Source organism: Tardiphaga sp. OK246, assembly GCF_900188215.1.
GTDB lineage: Bacteria > Pseudomonadota > Alphaproteobacteria > Rhizobiales > Xanthobacteraceae > Tardiphaga > Tardiphaga robiniae.
The window spans coordinates 91,579-111,568 of sequence record NZ_FZOX01000007.1 but is presented as its reverse complement, the minus strand read 5'-3'; the positions used below and the strand labels follow the sequence as shown (position 1 = coordinate 111,568).

General features: G+C 60.0%; 20 protein-coding genes. 11 read left to right on the top strand and 9 right to left on the bottom strand.

Going from position 1 to position 19,990, the window contains the following annotated elements; genetic code table 11:
• Nucleotide 1: 1 nt before the first annotated feature.
• Together CHC01_RS26855 and CHC01_RS26850 are read right to left on the bottom strand one after the other, a co-directional pair.
• The gene (locus CHC01_RS26855) at nucleotides 2-922 is read right to left on the bottom strand and encodes a branched-chain amino acid ABC transporter permease (protein WP_089267415.1); all 921 of its coding nucleotides are present in this window, start codon (nucleotides 920-922) and stop codon (nucleotides 2-4) included.
• Between the two features lie 102 nt (nucleotides 923-1,024).
• Nucleotides 1,025-2,200 carry an ABC transporter substrate-binding protein gene (locus tag CHC01_RS26850; RefSeq protein ID WP_089267580.1) on the bottom strand — a complete coding sequence of 392 codons (1,176 nt, stop codon included), beginning with the start codon at nucleotides 2,198-2,200 and terminating at the stop codon, nucleotides 1,025-1,027.
• Nucleotides 2,201-2,538: 338 nt separating this feature from the next.
• On the opposite strand from CHC01_RS26850, the gene CHC01_RS26845 reads away from it, so the two are divergent.
• The 4 genes from CHC01_RS26845 to CHC01_RS26830 all read left to right on the top strand — a co-directional run bounded on the left by CHC01_RS26845 (nucleotide 2,539) and on the right by CHC01_RS26830 (nucleotide 6,179).
• Complete coding sequence (locus tag CHC01_RS26845; protein WP_170849792.1) at nucleotides 2,539-3,045, top strand: MarR family winged helix-turn-helix transcriptional regulator; 507 nt, start codon at nucleotides 2,539-2,541, stop codon at nucleotides 3,043-3,045.
• 10 nt (nucleotides 3,046-3,055) lie between these two features.
• Nucleotides 3,056-3,874, top strand: a complete 819-nt coding sequence (locus tag CHC01_RS26840; protein WP_089267414.1) for an alpha/beta hydrolase — start codon at nucleotides 3,056-3,058, stop codon at nucleotides 3,872-3,874.
• A 144-nt stretch (nucleotides 3,875-4,018) separates the two neighbouring features.
• Nucleotides 4,019-5,686, top strand: a complete 1,668-nt coding sequence (locus CHC01_RS26835) for an AMP-binding protein (protein WP_502695686.1) — start codon at nucleotides 4,019-4,021, stop codon at nucleotides 5,684-5,686.
• Nucleotides 5,687-5,720: 34 nt separating this feature from the next.
• On the top strand, nucleotides 5,721-6,179 hold the full coding sequence (locus CHC01_RS26830; RefSeq protein ID WP_089267412.1) for a RidA family protein: 459 nt from the start codon (nucleotides 5,721-5,723) through the stop codon (nucleotides 6,177-6,179).
• A gap of 6 nt (nucleotides 6,180-6,185) precedes the next feature.
• On the opposite strand, the gene CHC01_RS26825 is transcribed toward CHC01_RS26830, so the two are convergent.
• Entirely contained in the window at nucleotides 6,186-6,986 is an 801-nt protein-coding gene (locus tag CHC01_RS26825) for an AraC family transcriptional regulator (RefSeq protein WP_244558534.1), read from the bottom strand.
• A gap of 63 nt (nucleotides 6,987-7,049) precedes the next feature.
• Between CHC01_RS26825 and CHC01_RS26820 the strand changes: the two genes are divergently transcribed.
• Nucleotides 7,050-8,228, top strand: coding sequence for an MFS transporter (locus tag CHC01_RS26820; protein ID WP_089267410.1), 1,179 nt, complete (start codon nucleotides 7,050-7,052; stop codon nucleotides 8,226-8,228).
• 239 nt (nucleotides 8,229-8,467) lie between these two features.
• Entirely contained in the window at nucleotides 8,468-9,568 is a 1,101-nt protein-coding gene (locus CHC01_RS26815; protein WP_141137173.1) for a helix-turn-helix transcriptional regulator, read from the top strand.
• A gap of 229 nt (nucleotides 9,569-9,797) precedes the next feature.
• Here CHC01_RS26815 and CHC01_RS26810 read toward each other — a convergent pair whose 3' ends face one another.
• Nucleotides 9,798-11,021, bottom strand: a complete 1,224-nt coding sequence (locus CHC01_RS26810) for a polyhydroxyalkanoate depolymerase (protein ID WP_089267408.1) — start codon at nucleotides 11,019-11,021, stop codon at nucleotides 9,798-9,800.
• A 180-nt stretch (nucleotides 11,022-11,201) separates the two neighbouring features.
• On the opposite strand from CHC01_RS26810, the gene CHC01_RS26805 reads away from it, so the two are divergent.
• A complete protein-coding gene (locus CHC01_RS26805; protein ID WP_089267407.1) occupies nucleotides 11,202-11,855 on the top strand; it encodes a glutathione S-transferase family protein in 654 nt (217 codons plus the stop codon).
• A 274-nt stretch (nucleotides 11,856-12,129) separates the two neighbouring features.
• On the top strand, nucleotides 12,130-13,269 hold the full coding sequence (locus CHC01_RS26800) for a hypothetical protein (protein WP_089267406.1): 1,140 nt from the start codon (nucleotides 12,130-12,132) through the stop codon (nucleotides 13,267-13,269).
• Nucleotides 13,270-13,318: 49 nt separating this feature from the next.
• Here the strand turns inward: CHC01_RS26800 and CHC01_RS26795 are convergent, their stop codons facing one another.
• Nucleotides 13,319-13,528, bottom strand: a complete 210-nt coding sequence (locus tag CHC01_RS26795; protein ID WP_089267405.1) for a hypothetical protein — start codon at nucleotides 13,526-13,528, stop codon at nucleotides 13,319-13,321.
• 118 nt (nucleotides 13,529-13,646) lie between these two features.
• Here CHC01_RS26795 and CHC01_RS26790 point away from each other — a divergent pair, with 118 nt between their 5' ends.
• Entirely contained in the window at nucleotides 13,647-14,027 is a 381-nt protein-coding gene (locus CHC01_RS26790) for a hypothetical protein (protein WP_170849791.1), read from the top strand.
• Nucleotides 14,028-14,039: 12 nt separating this feature from the next.
• On the opposite strand, the gene CHC01_RS26785 is transcribed toward CHC01_RS26790, so the two are convergent.
• The 3 genes from CHC01_RS26785 to CHC01_RS26775 form a co-directional block, all read right to left on the bottom strand.
• Nucleotides 14,040-15,233: an ABC transporter substrate-binding protein gene (locus CHC01_RS26785; protein ID WP_244558533.1), complete on the bottom strand. Its 1,194-nt coding sequence runs from the start codon at nucleotides 15,231-15,233 to the stop codon at nucleotides 14,040-14,042.
• A 198-nt stretch (nucleotides 15,234-15,431) separates the two neighbouring features.
• The gene (locus tag CHC01_RS26780) at nucleotides 15,432-16,658 is read right to left on the bottom strand and encodes an ABC transporter substrate-binding protein (RefSeq protein ID WP_089267402.1); all 1,227 of its coding nucleotides are present in this window, start codon (nucleotides 16,656-16,658) and stop codon (nucleotides 15,432-15,434) included.
• Between the two features lie 173 nt (nucleotides 16,659-16,831).
• Nucleotides 16,832-17,659, bottom strand: coding sequence for an enoyl-CoA hydratase/isomerase family protein (locus tag CHC01_RS26775; RefSeq protein WP_089267401.1), 828 nt, complete (start codon nucleotides 17,657-17,659; stop codon nucleotides 16,832-16,834).
• A 180-nt stretch (nucleotides 17,660-17,839) separates the two neighbouring features.
• Here CHC01_RS26775 and CHC01_RS26770 point away from each other — a divergent pair, with 180 nt between their 5' ends.
• Both CHC01_RS26770 and CHC01_RS26765 read left to right on the top strand, forming a co-directional pair.
• Nucleotides 17,840-18,775, top strand: a complete 936-nt coding sequence (locus CHC01_RS26770) for an SMP-30/gluconolactonase/LRE family protein (RefSeq protein WP_089267400.1) — start codon at nucleotides 17,840-17,842, stop codon at nucleotides 18,773-18,775.
• A 15-nt stretch (nucleotides 18,776-18,790) separates the two neighbouring features.
• Nucleotides 18,791-19,384, top strand: coding sequence for a GNAT family N-acetyltransferase (locus CHC01_RS26765; protein WP_089267399.1), 594 nt, complete (start codon nucleotides 18,791-18,793; stop codon nucleotides 19,382-19,384).
• Nucleotides 19,385-19,387: 3 nt separating this feature from the next.
• On the opposite strand, the gene CHC01_RS26760 is transcribed toward CHC01_RS26765, so the two are convergent.
• Nucleotides 19,388-19,966 carry a TetR/AcrR family transcriptional regulator gene (locus CHC01_RS26760; protein ID WP_089267578.1) on the bottom strand — a complete coding sequence of 193 codons (579 nt, stop codon included), beginning with the start codon at nucleotides 19,964-19,966 and terminating at the stop codon, nucleotides 19,388-19,390.
• Between the last annotated feature and the right edge of the window lie 24 nt (nucleotides 19,967-19,990).

The window sequence follows — 19,990 nt, the reverse complement described above, 5'->3', positions numbered from 1 at the left end:
GTTACTGCTTGGACGGGAACAGGCCGGATGGCCGGAAGAACAGCACCGCAGCCATCAGGATATAGATCAGCATCGGCGCAATGGCGCGGCCGGTCTGGCTGGCTGCCGAGGGATCGAGCAGCAGCTTGAGCAGCGTGGGTGCGAAGAAACGTCCGAGCGTATCGACGAGACCGATCAGCAGGGCTGCGATGAAGGCGCCGCGGATCGAGCCGATGCCGCCGATGACGATCACCACGAAAGCAAGAATGAGCACGTTGTCGCCCATGCCAGGCTCTACCGAGAGGATCGGCGCAACCATGGCGCCGGCGAAGCCCGCAAGCATGGCGCCGACGCCGAACACGATAGTGAACAGCAGGCGGATGTTGACGCCCAGCGCGGAGACCATGGCAGCGTTGCTGGCGCCGGCACGCACGAGCATGCCAAGCTTGGTCTTGTTGACGACGAGATAGAGCGCGAGGCCGACAGCAAGACCGACGGCGATGATGACGAGACGCCACACCGGATAGAGCATGCCGTCGGTGATCTCGACCGCGCCCGACAGCGCGTCAGGAATTGCAACATTTAGCGGCGCAGCGCCCCAGATGTATTTCACGGCCTGATTGAGGAAGATGATGACCCCAAAGGTGGCGAGCACCTGATCGAGATGGTCGCGATCATACAAATGTCGAAAGATCAGGACCTCCAGCAGGAGCCCGAAAATCAGGGCTGCTGGTAGCGCCAGTGCGAGGCCGGCGACGAAACTTCCGGTCATGGCGGTGAAGGCGGCGACCAGATAGGCGCCGACCATGTATTGCACACCATGCGCAAGATTGATGAAGTCCATGACGCCGAACACCAGCGTGAGGCCGGCGGCGATCAGGAACAGGATCAATCCGAACTGCAGGCCGTTCAGGATCTGGACGAGGGCAAGCGTGAGGGTCATCAGATAACTTGGTTTCTATACTGAGATAAACACGGGCCGATAAAACACCGGGCCGTCCCGCCTTCGCGGCAACGGCCCGGTGATGAGTGATCGCCAGGGCGATTACTGCGCAGCGCAGTCCTTGGCGTAGCGATCGCCGTAGTTCGAGAACACCTTCTCGACGATCTCGGTCTGGAACTTGCCGTCAGCGCGTTTGGCAACCTTGGTCAGGAAGAAGTCCTGAACGGGATAGCCGTTGTTGCTGAACTTGAAGCCGCCACGAATGGACGGGAAGTCGGCCTTCTTCATGGCTGCAGCCACCTTGGCCTTGTCCGAGAGGTCGCCCTTCACGGCAACGACGGCGCTATTGATCAGCATGGCCGCGTCATAGGACTGGAAGGCGTAGGTCGCCGGCACGCTGTTATAGGCCTTCTCGTATTCTGCCACGAACTTCTTGTTCTGCGGAGTGTCGAGGGTCGGTGCCCAGTTCGAGCCACCGAACATGCCGATCGCCGCGTCCTGCTGCGCCGGCAGCGTCGATTCATCGACGGTAAAGGTCGACAGGAACGGGATGCGGTCGAGCAGGCCGGCCTGCTTGTACTGCTTGACGAGGTTCACGCCCATGCCGCCCGGCATGAAGGTGAGCACGGCATCAGGCTTCATCGATGCGATCTTGGAGAGCTCGGCCTGGAAGTCGAGCGTGCCAAGCGGGATGAAAGACTCTTCGAGAATCTCGCCCTTGAAGTCCATCTTCACGCCGGCGACGAAGTCCTTGCCGGCCTGATAGTTCGGGGTCATCAGATAGATCTTCTTGTAGCCGCGCTTCTGGGCGACGTTACCGAGGATCTGGTGGATCTGGTCGTTCTGATACGACGTCACATAGAAGTACGGATTGCACTCCTTGCCCGCGTAGCTCGACGGGCCGGCATTCGGAGAGATCAGGAAGGTCTTGTTCTCGGTCACCGGCTTATGGATCGCGCCCAGGATGTTGGAGAAGATCGGACCGACCACGAAGTCGACCTTGTCGCGCTCCAGCAGACCCTTGACCTTGGTGACGGCGACGTCCGGCTTGAGTTCGTCATCCACAACGATGACTTCGACGTCCTTGCCGCCCATCTTCCCGCCGAGATCCTTGACAGCGAGGTTGAAGCCGTCGCGGGCCTGCTGTCCGAGCACGGCACCGGCGCCCGACAGCGACACGATCACGCCAACCTTGATCTTTTCCTGAGCCATGGCCGGGATGGCCGAAACGCTCATCATCAGGGCGGCCAAACCGGCCAATTTGAGAGACTGCTTCATTAACTTCTCCTCCACTCGGCCGCGACAGGCAGCCGAAAAACGTGCCAACCCAAATTCTGTTCTTTTGCCTAGATTATGCTCACGACGGGCGCAGCCGCAAGCAATGTAAATGACTTCCAGGCGTCAGAAATCAGCCGAATACCCTATGCAAACCGTAGGCCAATTTATTTGAACCTTAAAGAAATATTCAAAATCGACGGCGGTCAAGGCTGCGGCGTTTTGGCTTGCGGTCGGACGGAAATTCCTTGAAGGTCAAAGGATCGGTATGGGGCGGTACGAGATTGTGGATTGCCGGTCTCTCGGCCGCCGCAGGAGCTTCAAGCAGGTAAGATTGCATCATGATTCTCGATTCCGAGACCAAGGCCGTCGAACTTCCCGATGATCACGGCGATGAGCTGCGCCTGTGGCTGCGGCTCCTGACTTGTACGACGTTGATCGAGGGCGAAGTCCGTAGCCGCTTGCGCGAGCGCTTCGATGTCACGCTGCCGCGCTTCGACCTGATGGCCCAGCTCGACAAAGTGCCCGACGGTATGACCCTGTCGGATGTCTCGAAGCGCATGATGGTGTCGAACGGCAACGTGACCGGTCTGGTCGAGCGTCTTGTCGAATCCGGCCACGTCGATCGCCGCACCTCGGACACCGATCGTCGGGTTCAGGTGATCCGGCTCACCAAACTCGGCCGCGCCGAGTTCCGCAAGATGGCCGAAGAGCATGAGACCTGGATCGCCGAAATCTTCACGGATCTGGCGCCGAAGGATGTCCGCGAACTGATGCGTTTACTGGCCAAGACCAAGGCTTCTGCGCAGAAAGCGGCGCAAAAGGCAGCGAACGGCAAGGTTCCGTAAACGCGACGCGGTGAGTGCAGTGATCGATCTCGAAGCCGAATACAACAATCGCGCAAAAGTCCCGGAAAGCTCTGCGCTGATCGCCGGCTGGGCACAGGACGCCAAAGCCTATCGCGACAGCGGCGTGCAGATGCGGGCCATTCCATATGGCTCAGGCGCACGGCACACGATCGACTACTTTCCCGCCGGCGACAAAGGTCCGATTGTCGTCTTCATTCACGGTGGCTACTGGCAGGCGCTGGATGCCTCGTTCTTCAGCCATCTGGCGCGCGGGCTGAACGGCCATGGCATCAGCGTGGCGATCCCCAGCTACGATTTGTGTCCGAACGTCTCGGTCGGTGATATCATCGCGCAGATGCGTGCGGCGACCCGCGAGCTGGCGAAGCTCGGCAGGCGGCTCGTCGTGTCGGGCCATTCGGCGGGCGGTCATCTCGCCGCCTGCATGCTGGCGACGGATTGGCGCGCGCTCGATGCCGCGCTGCCGCAGGACCTGATTGTCGGCGCCTATGCGATCTCCGGGTTGTTCGATCTGGCGCCGCTGGTGCCAACGTCCATCAACAATGCATTGCATTTGAATGATGCCGGCGCCCGTGAGGTCAGTCCGTTGTTCTGGCCGGCGCCTTCGCACGGATCTCTCGATGCCGTGGTTGGCGGCAACGAGGGCGTCGAGTATTTGCGGCAGAGCCAAAGCATCGTCGATGCCTGGGGTGCCCATATTCCCGCGCGCTTCGAGGCGCTTCCCGGCGCAAATCATTTTACCGCCGTCGCACCGCTGGCCGATCCGCAGTCCGCCATGGTGCTGCGGCTAAAGGCGCTGGCCACGCTTTAGGCTGACTTGCCTAAACAATCCGCGCAAATCGACGTTGTCAGCCGAAAATTTCGGCGTGCCCCAAGACTCCGCAGTTGCGGAAAACTGTTTTAAGTCTAAAATGATATTTGGATGACGTTGCCGGGCATCTGACGTGACGGGAGCATTGCAATGGCCGCTGATACTCAGCTGACAAAGCCTTATACGGCGCATGTTGATACGTTTGCGCGGGACAATATGCCCCCGCCGGAACAGCTACCGGAGTTTCTGTTCACCCGGCCCGAATTTCATTATCCGCCGCGCATCAATTGCGTGGTGCCGTTTCTCGATCGCTGGGTCGCAGAAGGGCGCGGCGATGCGCCGTGCATGATCGGGCTGAACGAGAGCTACAGCTATCGCGAGCTGTATGAGCTCGTGAACAAGATCAGCAACGTGCTGGTCAACAAGCTCGGCCTTGTCACCGGTGGCCGCGTGCTGCTGCGTTCCGCCAACAATCCGATGATGGTTGCGACCTATCTCGCCATCATCAAGGCCGGCGGCGTCTGCGTGTCGACCATGCCGCTGCTGCGCGCCAAGGAACTGTCCTATCCGCTGCAGAAGGCGAAGATCTCGCTGGCGTTATGCGACAGCAAGCTGTCGGACGAGATGGAGAAGGCCAAGGCGGTTTCGCCCGAACTCAAGCGCGTTGTCTATTGGGGCACCGGCGAAGCCGAACTCGACAAGATGATCGCCGAGGCGAGCCCGGAATTCACCGCTGTCGATACGGCTTCGGATGATATCTGCCTGATCGCCTTCACTTCGGGCACGACGGGCGACCCGAAGGGCACCATGCATTTCCACCGCGACATGCTTGCGGTGTGCGATGGCTTTGCGCGCAACGTGTTGCGTGCCAGCCCGGAAGATCGCTTCATCGGTTCGGCGCCGCTGGCCTTCACGTTCGGTTTCGGTGGCGTACTGTTCCCGCTGCATATTGGCGCGTCCTTCGTGGTGCTTGAGAAGGCTGGTCCCGACGAGCTGCCTGTGGCCGTTGCCAAGCACAAGGTGACGGTGTGCTTCACCGCGCCCACCGCCTATCGCGCCATTCTCGGCAAGATCGACCAGTACGATCTCTCGACGCTGCGCAAATGCGTCTCCGCCGGCGAGACGCTGCCGAAGGGCACCTATGATGCATGGCTGAAGGCAACCGGCATCAAGCTGATGGATGGCATCGGCGGCACCGAAATGCTGCACATCTTCATCTGCGCCATTGAGGAAGAAATCCGCCCGGGCTCGACCGGCAAGCCGGTGCCGGGCTATGTGGCCAAGATCATGGACGACGAAGGCAACGAAGTGGCACCCGGCACGCTAGGCCGTCTCGCCGTGAAGGGCCCGACCGGCTGCAAGTATCTTGCTGATCCGCGTCAGCTAAAATTCGTGCAGAACGGCTGGAATATCACCGGCGATACGTTCCTGATGGATGAGGACGGCTACTTCTGGTACCAGTCGCGCTCGGACGACATGATCGTGTCGGCGGGTTACAATATTGCCGGCCCCGACGTGGAAGCTGCGTTGCTCACCCATGAAGCCGTGGTCGATTGCGGCGTTGTCGGTTGCCCCGATGCCGACCGCGGCATGATCGTAAAGGCCTATGTCGTTCTCGCTCCCGGTCAGGCAGGGAGCGACGCGCTGGCGACCGAGTTGCAGAACCACGTGAAGCGCGAGATCGCGCCTTACAAATATCCGCGCGCCATCGAGTTCGTGACGCAACTGCCCAAGACCGAGACCGGCAAGCTGAAGCGCTTTGCGCTTCGCCAGCAGGCCGCGGCGGGCGCGTCACCGACCGTTGCCGCATAAGTTTGAAGACGTTTCTTTCAGGGAGGATTGCCCGGTGAATGCACCAAAGGGCCCGACATTGACCGTGGTGCCAAACGCAAAGGGCGATGTTGCAGCATCCGTTTCGCGCGCATTGCAGCCGAGTGGCTGGCCGAAGCCCAAAGGCTATGCCAACGGCATGACGGCAGATGGCCGCATCGTCGTGACCGGTGGTGTAATTGGCTGGGACGCCGAGGAGAAGCTGAAGCCGGATTTTGTATCGCAGGTGCGTCAGGCACTGCAGAACATTTCCGACATCCTCGCGGAAGGTGGCGCGAAGCCCGAGCATCTCGTACGGCTGACCTGGTATGTCGTCGATATGGAAGAATATCTCGGCAATCTCAAAGCGCTCGGTCAGGCCTATCGCGAGATCTTCGGTGCACACTATCCGGCCATGGCGCTGGTGCAGGTCGTGCGTCTGGTTGAACTCGCTGCGCGCGTCGAAATCGAGGCGACTGCGGTGGTGCCGCGCTAAGCGGCGCTACTTCGCCTCGATAAACTCTGTCGGGCTCTTGCCCGTCACTTGCCGGAACGCGTGCGAAAACGCGGAGAAGCTGGCATAGCCGAGATCGGCAGCGAGCTGCTTCACCGAGGCGTTGCGGTTCATCGACAGTCGTTCGATCGCCTCTGCGATCCGCGCGCGTTGACACCAGCTCTTGAAGCTCAATTGCGTCTCTGCCGAAAAAAGCCGCGATAGTGTACGTGCAGACGTGCCGACGGCGCGCGCCAGTGTTTCGATCTCGTAAGTCTGCGTCGGATCGGTCAGCACCATCTCCGCCGCGCGTCGGCAGCGCGGCTCCTGCGGTAGCGGCATGAAGGTCGCGGGATCGCCTGCCTGATGCAGCTCGAGCATGGCAATCTCGATCAACAGCTGATTGCGCGTGACGTCATCGCGCCCATCGAATAGCGCCAGGATCGACTCGTGCAACAGGCGCGACACGCGAACCACGAACTCCGCGGCGAGATCGCCATTGCGTCGATCCTGCGCCAGCCAGTCGACGTTGAAATACAGCGAACGCATCTCGATGTCGGCCAGCACGTCGATGGCGTGGGGCAGGTGGGCCGGCACCCAGACCGCGCGGTCCGGTGGCACCAGCCAACGGCCCTTCGGAGTCGTGACCTGCATAGTGCCCGCAGCGGCGAACACGAGTTGCGCCTCGCGATGGGCATGGGTGTCCAGCCGGATGCCCTTGCGGTAGCGCGTCGCCAGGATGTGGACGCCGTCCGTCGCCGGGCGCCGGCGCTCCGATAAGTCCAGGATTGGCGGTTCTGCGACATTCATTGGCAACATCCCGTTAGAGCAAGCTCATATAACGGCATTCCAAGGTTGCCAAGGAATCGATTCATGAACGTCCCCAGCCGGGTCATCACCCTCGTTAATGTCGCCCATTTCATCGACCACTACGCGATGCTGATCTTTGCGGCAGCGGTGCTCGTGATGGGTCCGGCCATGAATATGACCTATACCGAGCTGCTGCCCTATGCGACGCCGGGCTTCATGGCGTTTGGGGCCGGCTCGTTGGTGACTGGCTGGCTCGGGGACCGCTGGAGCCGTCGCCATATGATGGTGATCTTCTTCTACGGCATCGGTCTGTCGATGATGGCTGTCGGCCTGGTGCAGACGCCTTTGCAGCTTGGTGCGGCGCTGTTCTCGGTTGGCCTGTTCGCGTCGATCTATCATCCGGTCGGCACGGCGATGATCGTCTCCTATGCCGACAAGCTCGGCAGTGCGATGGGCATTAACGGCGTGTTCGGCAATTTCGGCGTGGCATCTTCCGCACTGATCACCGGCGTACTCGGTCAGTTCCTCGGCTGGCGCTGGGCCTTCATCATTCCCGGCCTGGTCACCGTCGCGGCCGGCGTTGTCTTCATGCGCGAGGTCGCGCATGAAGATCGCTCGGGATTCAAACAGGCTGCGGCGCAAGCGCGCGTCGCGAAGTCCGACATGTGGCGCGTGATCCTTGCACTGTTGGTCACGGTGGTCGCGATCTCCACCGTCTTCAACGCCATCACCGTCGCGCTGCCAAAACTGTTTGCCGAGCGTCTGTCCGACATGACGGACAGCCCGGCATTGCTTGGCATCATTGCCGCCTGCGTTTACGTCTTCGGCGCGGCAACCCAGTACAACATCGGCAAGCTGATCGATAAGCACTCGCTGAAGGCGGTGAGCGTTCCGTTGTCGCTGGTGCTCGCGCCGTTCCTGTATTTCGCAGCGTCGCAGTCGAACATCTCACTGATTGTCGTCGCGATCGGAATCATCATTGGTCTGTTCGGGCAGATCACCGTCAACGAGGCGATTGTCGGCAAGTATACAAGCGAGGAGTGGCGCTCGCGCGCCTATGCCGTGCGTTATTTCGTTGGCTTTACCGCAGCGGGAGCCTCGGTCGGGCTTGTCGCGTGGTTGTACGAGCAGGGTGGCTTCATCATGATGTTGCACGCCTTTGCCGCCTTGTCGGCGCTGGTGATCGTCGCTGCACTGATTTTGCCGCGGGAGTTGCCGCCGGCAAAAGCGCCTCTGGCATAAAACCTCTCGCTTGACACTGGCGAGCAGCGCGAGACCGGTCTAGTTAGGCGGTGAATACCATTCGCCTCCTGAACGGCGGCTGGCGAAAGTGGCATTTCGCGCACATCAGCATCGTGGTCGCAGATTTCCGAATGGTCTCGGGAATTGTCCGATGTCTGCGGTGTTGCATGATGGGTGCTGCTTTCTGACCGTGATGACCGAGACGCGAGCCGCCGGAAACCGTTTTGCTGGATACATCCGTGAATTTTGAAACGCTCGTCGACGAGATTTATGAAGCGGGAGTTTTGCCGGAGCGTTGGCCGCAGGTGTTCGATCGCCTGGCGGAGATGGCAGATGCCGAAGGTGCGATGATTTTCGCATCCGCGCCTGGCATTCCGCGGTGGACGTCATCTGAGAGAATTCGCGAGCGGATCGATCGTTGGACCAAGAGTCCCTATGCGACCAAGAATCCACGAAGCGCCAGACTAATCGCGGAAAACGAGCCGTGGTTTCTGACGGACCTGGACCGGTTCACGATGGAAGAACTCGACAATGAGAGCTTCTATCGGGACATTCTCCGGCCGGCGGGTCTCGGCTGGTGCGCCGGTACCTCGGTACGGTCTCCCTCCGGTGATACGCTCGTGATTTCGGTAGAGAAGGCTTACGCCAAGGGGCCGGTTGAACGCGCTGTGGCGGATCAACTGGATGGCCTCCGGCCTCATCTGGCCCGTGCGGCGGTGTTGTCTGGTCGTCTGGGCTTCGAACGTGCCCGCACGGCGGTTGCGACACTTCAGATGATTGGCCTTCCCGCGAGCGCGGTCAGTCAGGAGGGGCGCGTTATCGCGGCCAATCCTGGGTTCATTTCCAGCACGACGATTGTCGGCATTGGCGCGCAGGATCAGGTGCAGTTCGCCTCGCAGGTCGCTCAGACCATGTTTATCGAGGCGCTGAGCAAGCCCTTATCTCTGTCGAAAACGGGCCGTTCAATTCCAATTTCTGGGACTGAGCACAGCCCACCCTTGATCGCGCATGTGCTGCCCCTCCGTCTGGCTGGCCTCGATGTTTTTGCGGGCGCTATGTCGATCCTGCTCCTGACGCCGATCACCCACCAGCAGCGCAGCCCGGGTCCGGAGCTTCTGCAGGCCTTGTTCGATTTGACGCCGGCTGAAGCGCGGATCACCAGCCTTTTAATCGATGGCAACTCAGTCACCGCCATCTCGAAAATGCAGAGCGTCAGCTTGAACACCGTGCGGACCCAGCTGAAATCCGTCTTCTTGAAAACCGGCGTCGAGCGGCAGGTGGACCTGGTTCGGCTTCTGGGCCAGCCGCGAGTTCAATTGATCCCGGACCGGGACGCCTGAAAAATCCACGAAAAAGGCCGGCACGATGGCCGGCCTTGATGCGTAAGTATGTCCGGTGAAAAATCGTGCAGTCGTCAATACACGGTCCGCCGAAGCGGTAATAAGAAACCGCTGCTATGCTGCTGAAGCAGCGGCGAAACAATTCCCGGTATCGACGTAGGTTATTCCTGCGACATCCGCGTCACCAATTTGGGTGAAGCGCCCGACTATTTGTATACAACGCAGGGTTTCACGAATTCACGTGAACAAAATCCCGCAGCAGCGGGTAGATCTCGTTGTTCCAACGGCGTCCGCTGAATACACCGTAGTGGCCGACACCGGCCTGCATGTGATGGACTTTGCGATAGGCTCGCACGCCGGTGCAGAGATCCTGGGCTGCTAGAGTTTGGCCGATCGAGCAGATATCATCCTTCTCGCCCTCGACCGTCATCAGCCCCATGCGCTTGATCGATGCGCAGTTCACGGTCCGGCCCTTGTAGGTCAGCTTGCCTTGCGGCAACAGATGCTCCTGGAACACGTCGCGGATGGTGTCGATATAGAACTCTCCCGGCAGATCCATCACGGCGAAATATTCATCATAGAACGTCTTGATGATTTCCGCCTTCTCGGTCTCGCCCTTGGCGAGATGATTGGCGAGATCGACATGTGACTTGATGTGCCGCTCGAGATTCATCGAGACGAATGCAGTCAACTGAATAAAGCCGGGATAGACCTGCCGGAACGCGCCTTTGCACTGGAACGGCACGTAGTTGATCATGTTCTCTTCGAACCACTTCAACGGCTTGCTCTTGGCGAACTCGTTGACCTTGGTCGGCTGAATGCGCGTATCGATCGGGCCCGCCATTAGCGTCAGGCTTGCCGGGCGGGCGGGGTGATTGTCTTCCGACATGATAGCTGCTGCAGCTAGCGCCGACACGGATGGCTGGCAAATCGCGACCATGTGCGAACGCGGGCCGAGCTCGTTCATGAATGTGATCAGGTGCTCGGTGTATTCGTCGAGGCCGAACTTGCCCTGATTGAGCGGTATGTCGCGGGGGTTATGCCAGTCTGTGATATAGACGTCATGATCCTGCAGCAGGGTCTTCACAGTGCCGCGCAGCAGCGTCGCGAAGTGGCCGGACATCGGCGCCACCAGCAGCATGCGCGGCTGCTCCGGTGCATTCTCTTTCTTGAAGTGTAGTAGCGATCCGAATGGCGTCTTGAAGGTGACTTCTTCCGTCACCTCATGCTCGCTGTTACCGACCATCACCTTGCCGATATCGAATTCGGGCCGATGATAGGTGAGGGCGGAGCGCGAGATCAGCTCAAGTGCTGCCGCGAGGCGACCGAACAGTTTCTCGGAGGTGCCGGCCGGGACGAGATTGAGGTACTTCAATGCGGCAGACGCACCGGTGCGCCAAGGTGCTGTCAGATCCATGTGATTCTGGTAGGCCTGATACATCATTGACATCATCCGGAGCTATCCCTGCTTTGTTGCTATGCAATATTGAAGCCAGAGAAGAGTCAATTCGTCTGGAAAAACTGGCACGTGGTTTGCTGAATAAAATTAAAGCAGCACAAGCAATGGGCAGCCGGGAACCGGTTACCCCGAGGGCTGACGGGCTGCCTGGGTTCGGGCGTAAGGGGATAGGTCATGGCCAACGCAACACTCACCATCAGCAGCAAGAACTACTCGTCGTGGTCATTGCGAGGGTGGCTGCTGACAAAATTCTCAGGCCTTGAGTTCGACGAAGTCGTTACGGCGCCGGACGATGCCTCCGCCAAGGCTGAGATCCTGTTGCTGTCTTCATCGATCCTGGTGCCCTGCCTGCGCCATGAAGGGGCGGTGGTCTGGGATACGCTGGCAATCGCCGAATATCTCAACGAGATCATGCCGGAAGCAAAGCTATTGCCGGCGGACCGCATCCTGCGGGCGCATTGCCGCTCGATTTCGGGCGAAGTCCATTCCGGCTTCACGACATTGCGAGCGTCGCTGCCGGTCAACATCAAGGGGCATTTTCCGAACTTCAAGGTCTGGTCGCGCGCGCAAGCCGATATCGACCGGATCTGCACAATCTGGCGCGAGTGTCTGTCGAAGTCCGGCGGCCCTTTCCTGTTCGGCACCCGCAGCATGGCGGACGCCATGTATGCGCCGGTGGTGACGCGCTTCGCGACCTATGACGTCAAGCTCGATCCGCAGCTATCAGCCTATGCCAGCATGGTGATGAACCTGCCCGAAATGCAGGAATGGATTGCCGCGGCCAGGCAGGAGCCTACCGATATCGAAGAGCTCGAGGTTGAGTACTGATTGATAGTTCGGCAACGCCATGCCGGCTTACGGATCGGGCAGGGCGTGCTCAACTTGTATCCAGAATTTGTAGCGCTTGCCCGGGAATTTGCGCGGTTTGGCCGCCAGATCACCTGCTAACGAGCGCGATTGGTATCAAAACGCCTTTGACGCCAGCTGGCGCGATTTTCGCATAGCAGCAATTTCTCGCGAGCCGCATTGCGTTGGCTGCCGATCGATTGCGCGCCAATCACAGTTCGGTCCCCGGGTGTTTTTAAACACATTGGAGGATCCCATGAATGTACATGCTGCGATCGATCTCAAATGGCCCGGGCTTAAGCACCCGAACGGCGATCCTCTCCGCCTGAATCATGGGGATTTCGTAGCGATCGATCGGCACAAGGATACGACATACGAGGCGACCTATCGCCCGCAGGCACTCTATAGCCGTGCCAATGAAGGCTTTCACGCCAATAACGAAACTTTCCTGCTCCATGAAGTCGCGACCAATCTGCCGATCTATCGCGAAGACACGGGCCCTACCGACTTCCATCTGCATCTTCCACCAGGCGGCTTCCAGCTCGTGCTGGTCACGTCGGGCATGTTCACCTTCGATTACGATGGGCGCTTCTACAATGTCGGCCCTGGCGCAGTGATGCTACAAAGCGCGATCGTGCATCGTCAGCTGTTCTACACCTGGTCAGGTCTGTCCACGGAGGAGAACCTGAAGACACCGCAGACGGTGGTGCCCGATCCCCTCTCCATGGGCTACTCCGGCAAGTTTCTCGAAGCCTTCGTAACCGATCCGACGACCTTCCCGAACCCGACAATCGTGGGTCCGGATCAGATCAACGAAGCCGAGACGCCACGTATGGCCTGGACCCATGCGCTGCATGATCGCCCGGACGATGCAGGCTTCTGGCTTCAGGATCCGCTGGCGCTGGATGCGCTCTTCAAGCTGCTGGCTGATGACACCATCAAGTCGGCGGCGCCCGTCTATGTGCGCGATATTGGCATCGAGGCACCGAGCGGGCATCTTGTCACCGGTCACATCATCGCAACCGATCCGCATGGCAAGTCCCTCTTGCCGAAGAGTTCCTCGGCGGCCGTGGATGCCGCCTCTTTCGCGAAAGGCGAGGTTGTCATCTATCGCGTCATTCGTGGCATGGCGGAATTCAGGGATAGTGCCGGAAAGACGTTCGAACTTGCGGCCGGTGACGTGGTGACGGCGGGCAAGAATTCGACCAGCCTCATCGGGATGGGCGAAAATACGCAAGTCCTCCGGCTTGGCCTGCTGAAAGGCATGGAGCAGCTTCGAAGCTGGACGCCGACCCAACGCGATGAAATCGACGGCCTGGCGGCCAAGATCATTACACAGAAGGACATCCGTCCCCTGCGGACCGAGGGCAAGCCTGTCGGCTATCTGTACGCGTAAGCGCTCGTCGGCGCAGTGCACCGCCGCCCCTGAAGCAGGTACACGGCGCTCACGCTGTACGTGGCAGCCGCCATCCGACCACGCGTGCCTCGACCATGCTGCCTGTCTCGGCATTGCGCCATTCGCCATCAATGAACTGGCAAGGGAAGGGCAGCTGATAAGTGCCGCTGTGGTCCTCGCACAACACTTGCACCACCTGATCAGGCTCAGGATCACCCTGGCCATCGAATTCGGCCAGCCGTCGTTCACGCGTCGCCATGAGGTGCTCCGGTCCAAGGAACGGGCGGACATCTTCTTCGTTCCCATCACACCTGGTTGACAGCCGGGCGCCAGCACCGCTTGGTCTTGGCGGCATGACGGACATGATGGGGAAAACGATGCGCGGCCGAACAATCCTTGCGATGACATTGCTGACCATTTTGGGCGCCGCCAAGGCGCAGGCGCAGGATGTGCCGGGAATCGAGATCTGCACGGTCGAAAAGACCATGGAGCGTCGCACCAGCTGCCTGCAAAGCAATGTCAATTTTCTGCAGCAGACATTGGGCAAGCTGCGGCTTGATCAGCAACAGCGGCTGGATGCGGCCAACCGTCAGGTCGAGGCGCTGAAGGCTACCGTCGTTGCCCTGCAGAAGACGGTGGAGGAGCTACAGGCGGCGCAGAAGAAGCCGGCGCCGGCTGCGAAGGAAGCTCCGGCTGCCGCGAAAGACGCACCGGCGGCCAAGGATGCGCCAGCGCCTGCCAAGGATGCCGCGAAATAGGGCGCTCTCGTCCTACTCGCTGCTCAGCACGGGTCCGAACAGTTCCCAGCGTTCGCCCTTGAAACGCATCATCTGCAACTGCTGCAGCGGGCTGTAGTCGGTTGGGCTGGTCTTGACGCGGGTACCGGGCAGGAAGATGCCGACCTCATAATCGAGGCTCGTGGCCTGCTTCATCACATTCTCCCGCGTGAGCGTGTCGCCGCATCGCTCCAGGATATGCGCCAGCGTGCGCGCGATGCCGAAGCCGTACAGCGTGTAGATGTCGTTCTTGTCGCCGTCGGGATAATACTTGTCCATGAAGGCAAGCCATTCCTTGATGGTCGGATCGTCCTTCCACTGCGGATCGGTGGGGTCCTTCATATAGGCTGCGCTGATCACGCCCTGCGCATAGTCGAAGCCTGCGGGCTTGATCACCGAGCCGACCGATTGCGACACGTTGACCAGCATCTGCACCGGCTTCCAGTTCAGCTCGGCCACCTTCTTGATCGCCTGCGCGGCGAACTTGGGCGAGGCGATGTTCAGGAATACATCGGGATTGGCGGTCCTGATCTGGACGATCTGCGAATCTACTGTCGGTGAGCTGGTCTCGAAGCTCGCCTGTACCGTGATCATCTTGTCGGCCTTGTCGCCGAGTCCTTCGCGTACGCCGCTGAAATAGTCCTTCCCCATGTCGTCGTTCTGGAACAGCACGCCGATCCTCGCATCGGGATGGTTCTTCAGAATCCAAGCGGCCCAGATGCGCCCCTCATTGTGGTAGCTGGGCGACCAGCCCATGGTCCACGGGAAGTGCTTTGGGTCGGCCCATTTCGAGGCGCCCGACGACACGAACAGATGCGGCACCTTCTTGATGTTCATGTATTTCTGGATCGCGGAATTCGTCGCGGTGCCCAAGGGATTAAACAGCAGCAGCACTTCGTCGCTCTCGACCAGCTTGCGCGCCTGTTCCACCGTCTTTGGCGGCGAGTAGGCATCGTCATAGCTGATGAAAGTGATCTTGCGGCCGTTGATGCCGCCCTGATCGTTCAGCATCCTGAAATACGCCGCTTCGGATTTTCCGATCGAGGCATAGGACGATGCCGGTCCGCTATAGGGCATGATGTTGCCGACCTTGATCTCGGTATCGCTGGCGCCCGGATCGTATTTCTTCTGCGCGTGAGATGGCGTGGCCAGCACGCCGAGCATGAGCGCGGCAAAAGCGAGAGTCATTCCCCGGGGCAGTATCCTGAGCATCGTTTCCTCTGACGTCTTGCATTTCCGCGGTGCGGTCCATCTGGGTGGACCATCGATCGCCGCGGCTTGCGTCGAGTATGCACGATTGAGAAGAGCGGGCCAGCAACGAGAGCGCGTGGCTCAGCACGCGTGCGTCCCCTCTGGCTCAGGAGAGGGGACGCCGGAGCGTATTGCTTACGAGTTCTTCTCGCCGGACATCAGCGGGCCGAACAGCTCCCAGCTTTCGCCCTTGAACCGCTGCATCTGAAGCTGCTCCAGCGGGCTGAAGTCGGTCGGGCTGGTCTTGATCTTGGTGCCCGGCAGATAGATGCCGATCTCCATGTTCAAGCTCGCCGCCTGCTTCATGATGTTTTCGCGCGTGAGGTCGTCGCCGCATTGCTTGAGCACCTGGACGATGCCCTGCGAGACGCCGTAGCCGAACACGGTGGCGCCGTCTTCCTTGTCGCCTTCGGGATAGTACTTGTCCATGAAGGCCGACCATTCCAGCATGCCGGGATCGTTCTTCCATGTTGGATCCTTGGGATCCTTCATATAGGCCGCGCTGAGCACGTCCTGCGAGTTGGCATAGCCCGCGGGCTTCATCACGCTGCCGACAGATGCCGAGACATTGGTGACGATGTGAACGGGCTTCCAGCCCATTTCGCCGACCTTCTTGATCGCCTGTGCAGCGAATTTTGGCGTGGCGATGTTGATGAAGACATCCGGATTGGCTGCCTTGATCTGCACGATCTGTGAATCCACCGTCGGTGACGCCGTCTCGTAAGGCACCTCGGAGACGATGTAATCTTTGACCTTGTCGCCGAAGCCTTCGTGCAGTCCGATGATGTAATCCTTGCCGAAGTCGCCATTGGCATAGAGCACGCCGACTTTCTTGCCGGGATGATTTTTCATGATGTATTGCGCGTAGATGCGCGCCTCGGCCTGGTAGCTCGGCTGCCAGCCCATGGTCCAAGGGAAGTTCTTCGGATCGGCCCATTTCGCGGCGCCCGTCGAGACGAATAGCTGCGGCACCTTCTTGGTGTTCATATATTTCTGGATCGCCGTATTTCCCGGCGTGCCCAGCGGATTCATGATGAACAGCACTTCGTCATTCTCGACCAGCTTGCGCGCTTGCTCCACCGTCTTCGGCGGGCTGTAGCCGTCGTCATAGCTGATGAAGGTGATCTTGCGGCCATTGATGCCGCCCTTCTCGTTGATCATCTTGAAATAGGCGGCCTCGGTTTTTCCGATCGTCGCGTAGGAGGACGCCGGGCCACTATACGGCATGATGTTGCCGATCTTGATCTCGGTATCGGTGGCGCCAGTATCGTATTTTTTCTGCGCGTGGCTTGCGGTGGACGTAAGCGCTACGACAACGCCGGCGAGCAAAGTCACTCGCAGAACTTTCCAGTCATGCTGCATGGTCAAGTGTCCTCCCTGTGGTTCGATCAACCGCATCGGCTCGTCTATGCAGGCTTTTGTGATGCGGCTCGAATGCCGGGAGTATGCACCAAGCCTTGAAGTTGGAAAGCTGACTTAATCAGCAAAGCATGACGCGGCGCACAACACCGCGTCGATATGTTTGTGCGTCGCGCTCACTTGCCGGTGAATTTAGCTGGGCGCTTCTCAAGAAACGACGCCATGCCTTCGCGGAAATCCGCTGTGCGAAACAGCGGCAGCAATTGCAGGAACACGTGATGGACGTGGTCGCCAAAGCTCTCGGACAGACCTGAGCGCATCATGTGTTTGGCAGCCTGCACTGCGAGCGGCGCATTGGCGGCAATCTCGGCCGCGACGGCATTGGCGCGCGTCATCAATTCCGCATCATCAACCACCTCGTTGGTAAGGCCCATTTCGAGGCTTTCGCGCGCCGACAATGTGCGGCCTGTGAAGATCAGCTCGGCTGCCTTGGCCCAGCCAATCATGCGCGGCAGAAACCAGGTGCCGCCGGATTCAGGCACTACGCCGCGCTTGACGAAGGCTGCAGCGAATTTTGCGCTCTCCGCCATGATGCGCATGTCGCAGCCGAGTGCGACGTCCATGCCATAGCCGGCGGCGGCACCATTCATGGCGCAGATCGTCGGCTTCTCCATGTTGAACATCACGATCGGGGGCGCTGACTTGAGATCGAGCGTGGTGCGGCTGTTGTTGGCGTCATTGGCGGAGCCGATGCCGGTGCCCTTGGTGGCGCTGGCCATATCGAGCCCGGCACAGAAGGCGCGGCCGGTGGCCGTCAGGATCACCACGCGGACTTCGGGATCAGCGTCGGCTTTCAGGAAGAGTTCGCTGAGCTGCGACAGCATCTCACGCGAGATCGTGTTCAACCGTTGCGGGCGATTGAGCGTGACGGTCGCGATGCCATCGGCGACAGAGTAAAGCACTTCGTCATCGGCTTCAGGCGCAACTGCGGTGTCGGTCGGCATCGGGCTTCCTCGGATTTGTGTGTTTTCGTTGTCCGCAGCTAAAGCTGAATGGAAATTCCACGCAAGTGGCCATGCATTTGCGCGGCTTGGCAGCGCGGGACATGTTTGCTCTACTTCGGCCACGCTGCGTCACCCGCCCAAGGTGCGATAACAAACCAAGAAAAATGTCAGGGAGTTTCCATGTCCAGCCCCAACATCCGTGTCCTCGCCACCGATCTCGCATTCCCCGAAGGCCCGGTGGTGATGCCGGACGGGTCCGTCATTCTGGTTGAAATCCGTGCGCAGCAACTGACGCGAGTCTGGCCCGATGGCCGCAAGGAAGTGGTCGCGAAAATTCCCGGCGGCCCGAACGGCGCTGCGCTCGGTCCGGACGGTAAGATGTATCTCTGCAACAATGGTGGCTTCAGCTGGGCGGCGTCGCGCGGCGCCGTCATGCCTGGCGCGCCGGAGCCGCATGAATATATCGGCGGCTCGATCCAGCGCGTGGACCTCTCTAACGGCAAGGTCGAAACCCTGTTCGACAAATGCGGCGCGCATCCGCTGAAGGGACCGAACGATCTGGTGTTCGACAAGCAGGGTGGGCTCTGGTTCACCGATCTCGGCAAGCGTCGCCATCGCGACATGGATGTCGGCGCGTTCTATTACATGAAGCCGGGTGCGACCGAGGTCGTCGAAGGTCATTTCGGCATGTTGCCCGCGAATGGCATCGGCCTGTCGCCCGATGAGAAGACCGTCTATGTGGCCGAGACGCCGACGGCACGGTTGTGGGCCTTTGACGTCGGCGCCCCCGGCGAGGTGAAGCCGAGCGACGTGATCTACCGTGGCGAGCGCGGCCGTCCCATCGCGGGCCTTGGCGGCTATCAGATGTTCGATTCTCTCGCGGTTGAAGCCTCCGGCAATGTCTGCGTTGCAACGCTGGTCAGCGGCTGCATCTCGGTGATTGCGCCGGATGGAAAATTGGTGGAACAGATACAAACTGGCGACCGCGTCACCACGAATATCGCATTCGGCGGCCCCGAGCTGAAGACGGCCTATATCACGCTGTCAGGCAAGGGCGAGCTGATCGCAATGGATTGGCCGCGCGGTGGCTTGCCGCTTAACTTCTTGAACAAGTAGCCTGAAGGAAGATCGATGCCGTGGCTTGAACCCGTTACGCTCAGTGGACCTCACGCCCGGCTCGAACCTCTTGCCAAAGACCACTGCGATGGCCTGATCGAGGCCGCCAAGTCAGGCGACCTTTCGAAGATCTGGTACACGGCGATCCCAACGCTCGAAAAGATGAGCGCCGAGATTGACCGTCGGCTCGCTCTGCAGGCATCAGGCGCGATGCTGCCATTCACGGTGAAGGATGCCGACGGCAAGATCGCCGGCATGACGACCTATATGAATGTCGATGCCGCCAACCGCCGGGTCGAGATCGGCTCGACCTGGTATGGCAAGTGGGTGCAGCGCACCGCGCTCAATACCCAGTGCAAGCTCCTACTGTTGCAGCATGCTTTCGAAAAGCTGGATTGCATCGCGGTGGAATTCCGCACGCATTTCTTCAACCACCAGTCCCGTCGTGCCATCGAGCGGCTCGGCGCCAAGCAGGACGGCATCCTGCGCAATCACCAGATTGCGCCGAACGGCACGCTGCGCGACACGGTTGTCTATAGTATCTTGCCCGGCGAATGGCCGACGGTGAAGGCGCATCTGACCTATCAGCTGGACGAGAAGCCGCGCTGACGATCAACTGGCAGCACGTCGCTTGCGGGCAGGCGGATAAATCCGGTCAATCAGGCGATTGCAATAATCGGATGTCGGTATTTGTTCGCTGAACAGCGCGCGATAGATGATCGGCGCCACCACATGGTCGATCACCTCGTCGATATCGAACGGCGTCTCGCCGCGCGCTTTGGCGCGTGCGTTAAGGGTGGTGAGGTGATCACAGGTGAAGCCTGCGCAGGCGCTGGGCAGTCCCTCCTTGAGGGCCGACAGCACGTCCCGCATCAAGGCCTGGCCGACCGGAGATGACATCTCTTCGGCATATTGCTCGATGAAGGCGCGCAGATCGGTTTCGACCGCGCCAGTGTCGTCAGGATCCGCGATCGGCCGCAGCCGCGCCACGGCGACGTCGGCGAGCAGCGCGGAGAGATCGCCCCAGCGCCGATAGATGGTCGATGGCGTCACGCCAGCCTCGGCAGCGATCTGTGGCACGGTGATCTGGTTTCGGGTGGAAAGAGCCCCCAATTTGCGGACAGCATCATGCACGGCGCTCTGTATCCGCGCGCTGCGTCCACCGATCCGGACCCGTTCCTTCACCGTCACTTCGTTCTCCGGCAGTCTTGCCAT

Excerpts from the sequence above, each read along its gene's own strand:
- CHC01_RS26800 (WP_089267406.1), top strand. The coding sequence starts at position 12,130 with ATGAATGTACATGCTGCGATCGATCTCAAATGGCCCGGGCTTAAGCAC.
- CHC01_RS26785 (WP_244558533.1), bottom strand. The coding sequence starts at position 15,233 with ATGACTCTCGCTTTTGCCGCGCTCATGCTCGGCGTGCTGGCCACGCCA.
- CHC01_RS26845 (WP_170849792.1), top strand. The coding sequence starts at position 2,539 with ATGATTCTCGATTCCGAGACCAAGGCCGTCGAACTTCCCGATGATCAC.
- CHC01_RS26805 (WP_089267407.1), top strand. The coding sequence starts at position 11,202 with ATGGCCAACGCAACACTCACCATCAGCAGCAAGAACTACTCGTCGTGG.
- CHC01_RS26825 (WP_244558534.1), bottom strand. The coding sequence starts at position 6,986 with ATGAATGTCGCAGAACCGCCAATCCTGGACTTATCGGAGCGCCGGCGC.
- CHC01_RS26770 (WP_089267400.1), top strand. The coding sequence starts at position 17,840 with ATGTCCAGCCCCAACATCCGTGTCCTCGCCACCGATCTCGCATTCCCC.
- CHC01_RS26820 (WP_089267410.1), top strand. The coding sequence starts at position 7,050 with ATGAACGTCCCCAGCCGGGTCATCACCCTCGTTAATGTCGCCCATTTC.
- CHC01_RS26775 (WP_089267401.1), bottom strand. The coding sequence starts at position 17,659 with ATGCCGACCGACACCGCAGTTGCGCCTGAAGCCGATGACGAAGTGCTT.
- CHC01_RS26850 (WP_089267580.1), bottom strand. The coding sequence starts at position 2,200 with ATGAAGCAGTCTCTCAAATTGGCCGGTTTGGCCGCCCTGATGATGAGC.
- CHC01_RS26795 (WP_089267405.1), bottom strand. The coding sequence starts at position 13,528 with ATGGCGACGCGTGAACGACGGCTGGCCGAATTCGATGGCCAGGGTGAT.
- CHC01_RS26780 (WP_089267402.1), bottom strand. The coding sequence starts at position 16,658 with ATGCAGCATGACTGGAAAGTTCTGCGAGTGACTTTGCTCGCCGGCGTT.
- CHC01_RS26765 (WP_089267399.1), top strand. The coding sequence starts at position 18,791 with ATGCCGTGGCTTGAACCCGTTACGCTCAGTGGACCTCACGCCCGGCTC.
- CHC01_RS26855 (WP_089267415.1), bottom strand. The coding sequence starts at position 922 with ATGACCCTCACGCTTGCCCTCGTCCAGATCCTGAACGGCCTGCAGTTC.
- CHC01_RS26790 (WP_170849791.1), top strand. The coding sequence starts at position 13,647 with ATGCGCGGCCGAACAATCCTTGCGATGACATTGCTGACCATTTTGGGC.
- CHC01_RS26810 (WP_089267408.1), bottom strand. The coding sequence starts at position 11,021 with ATGATGTCAATGATGTATCAGGCCTACCAGAATCACATGGATCTGACA.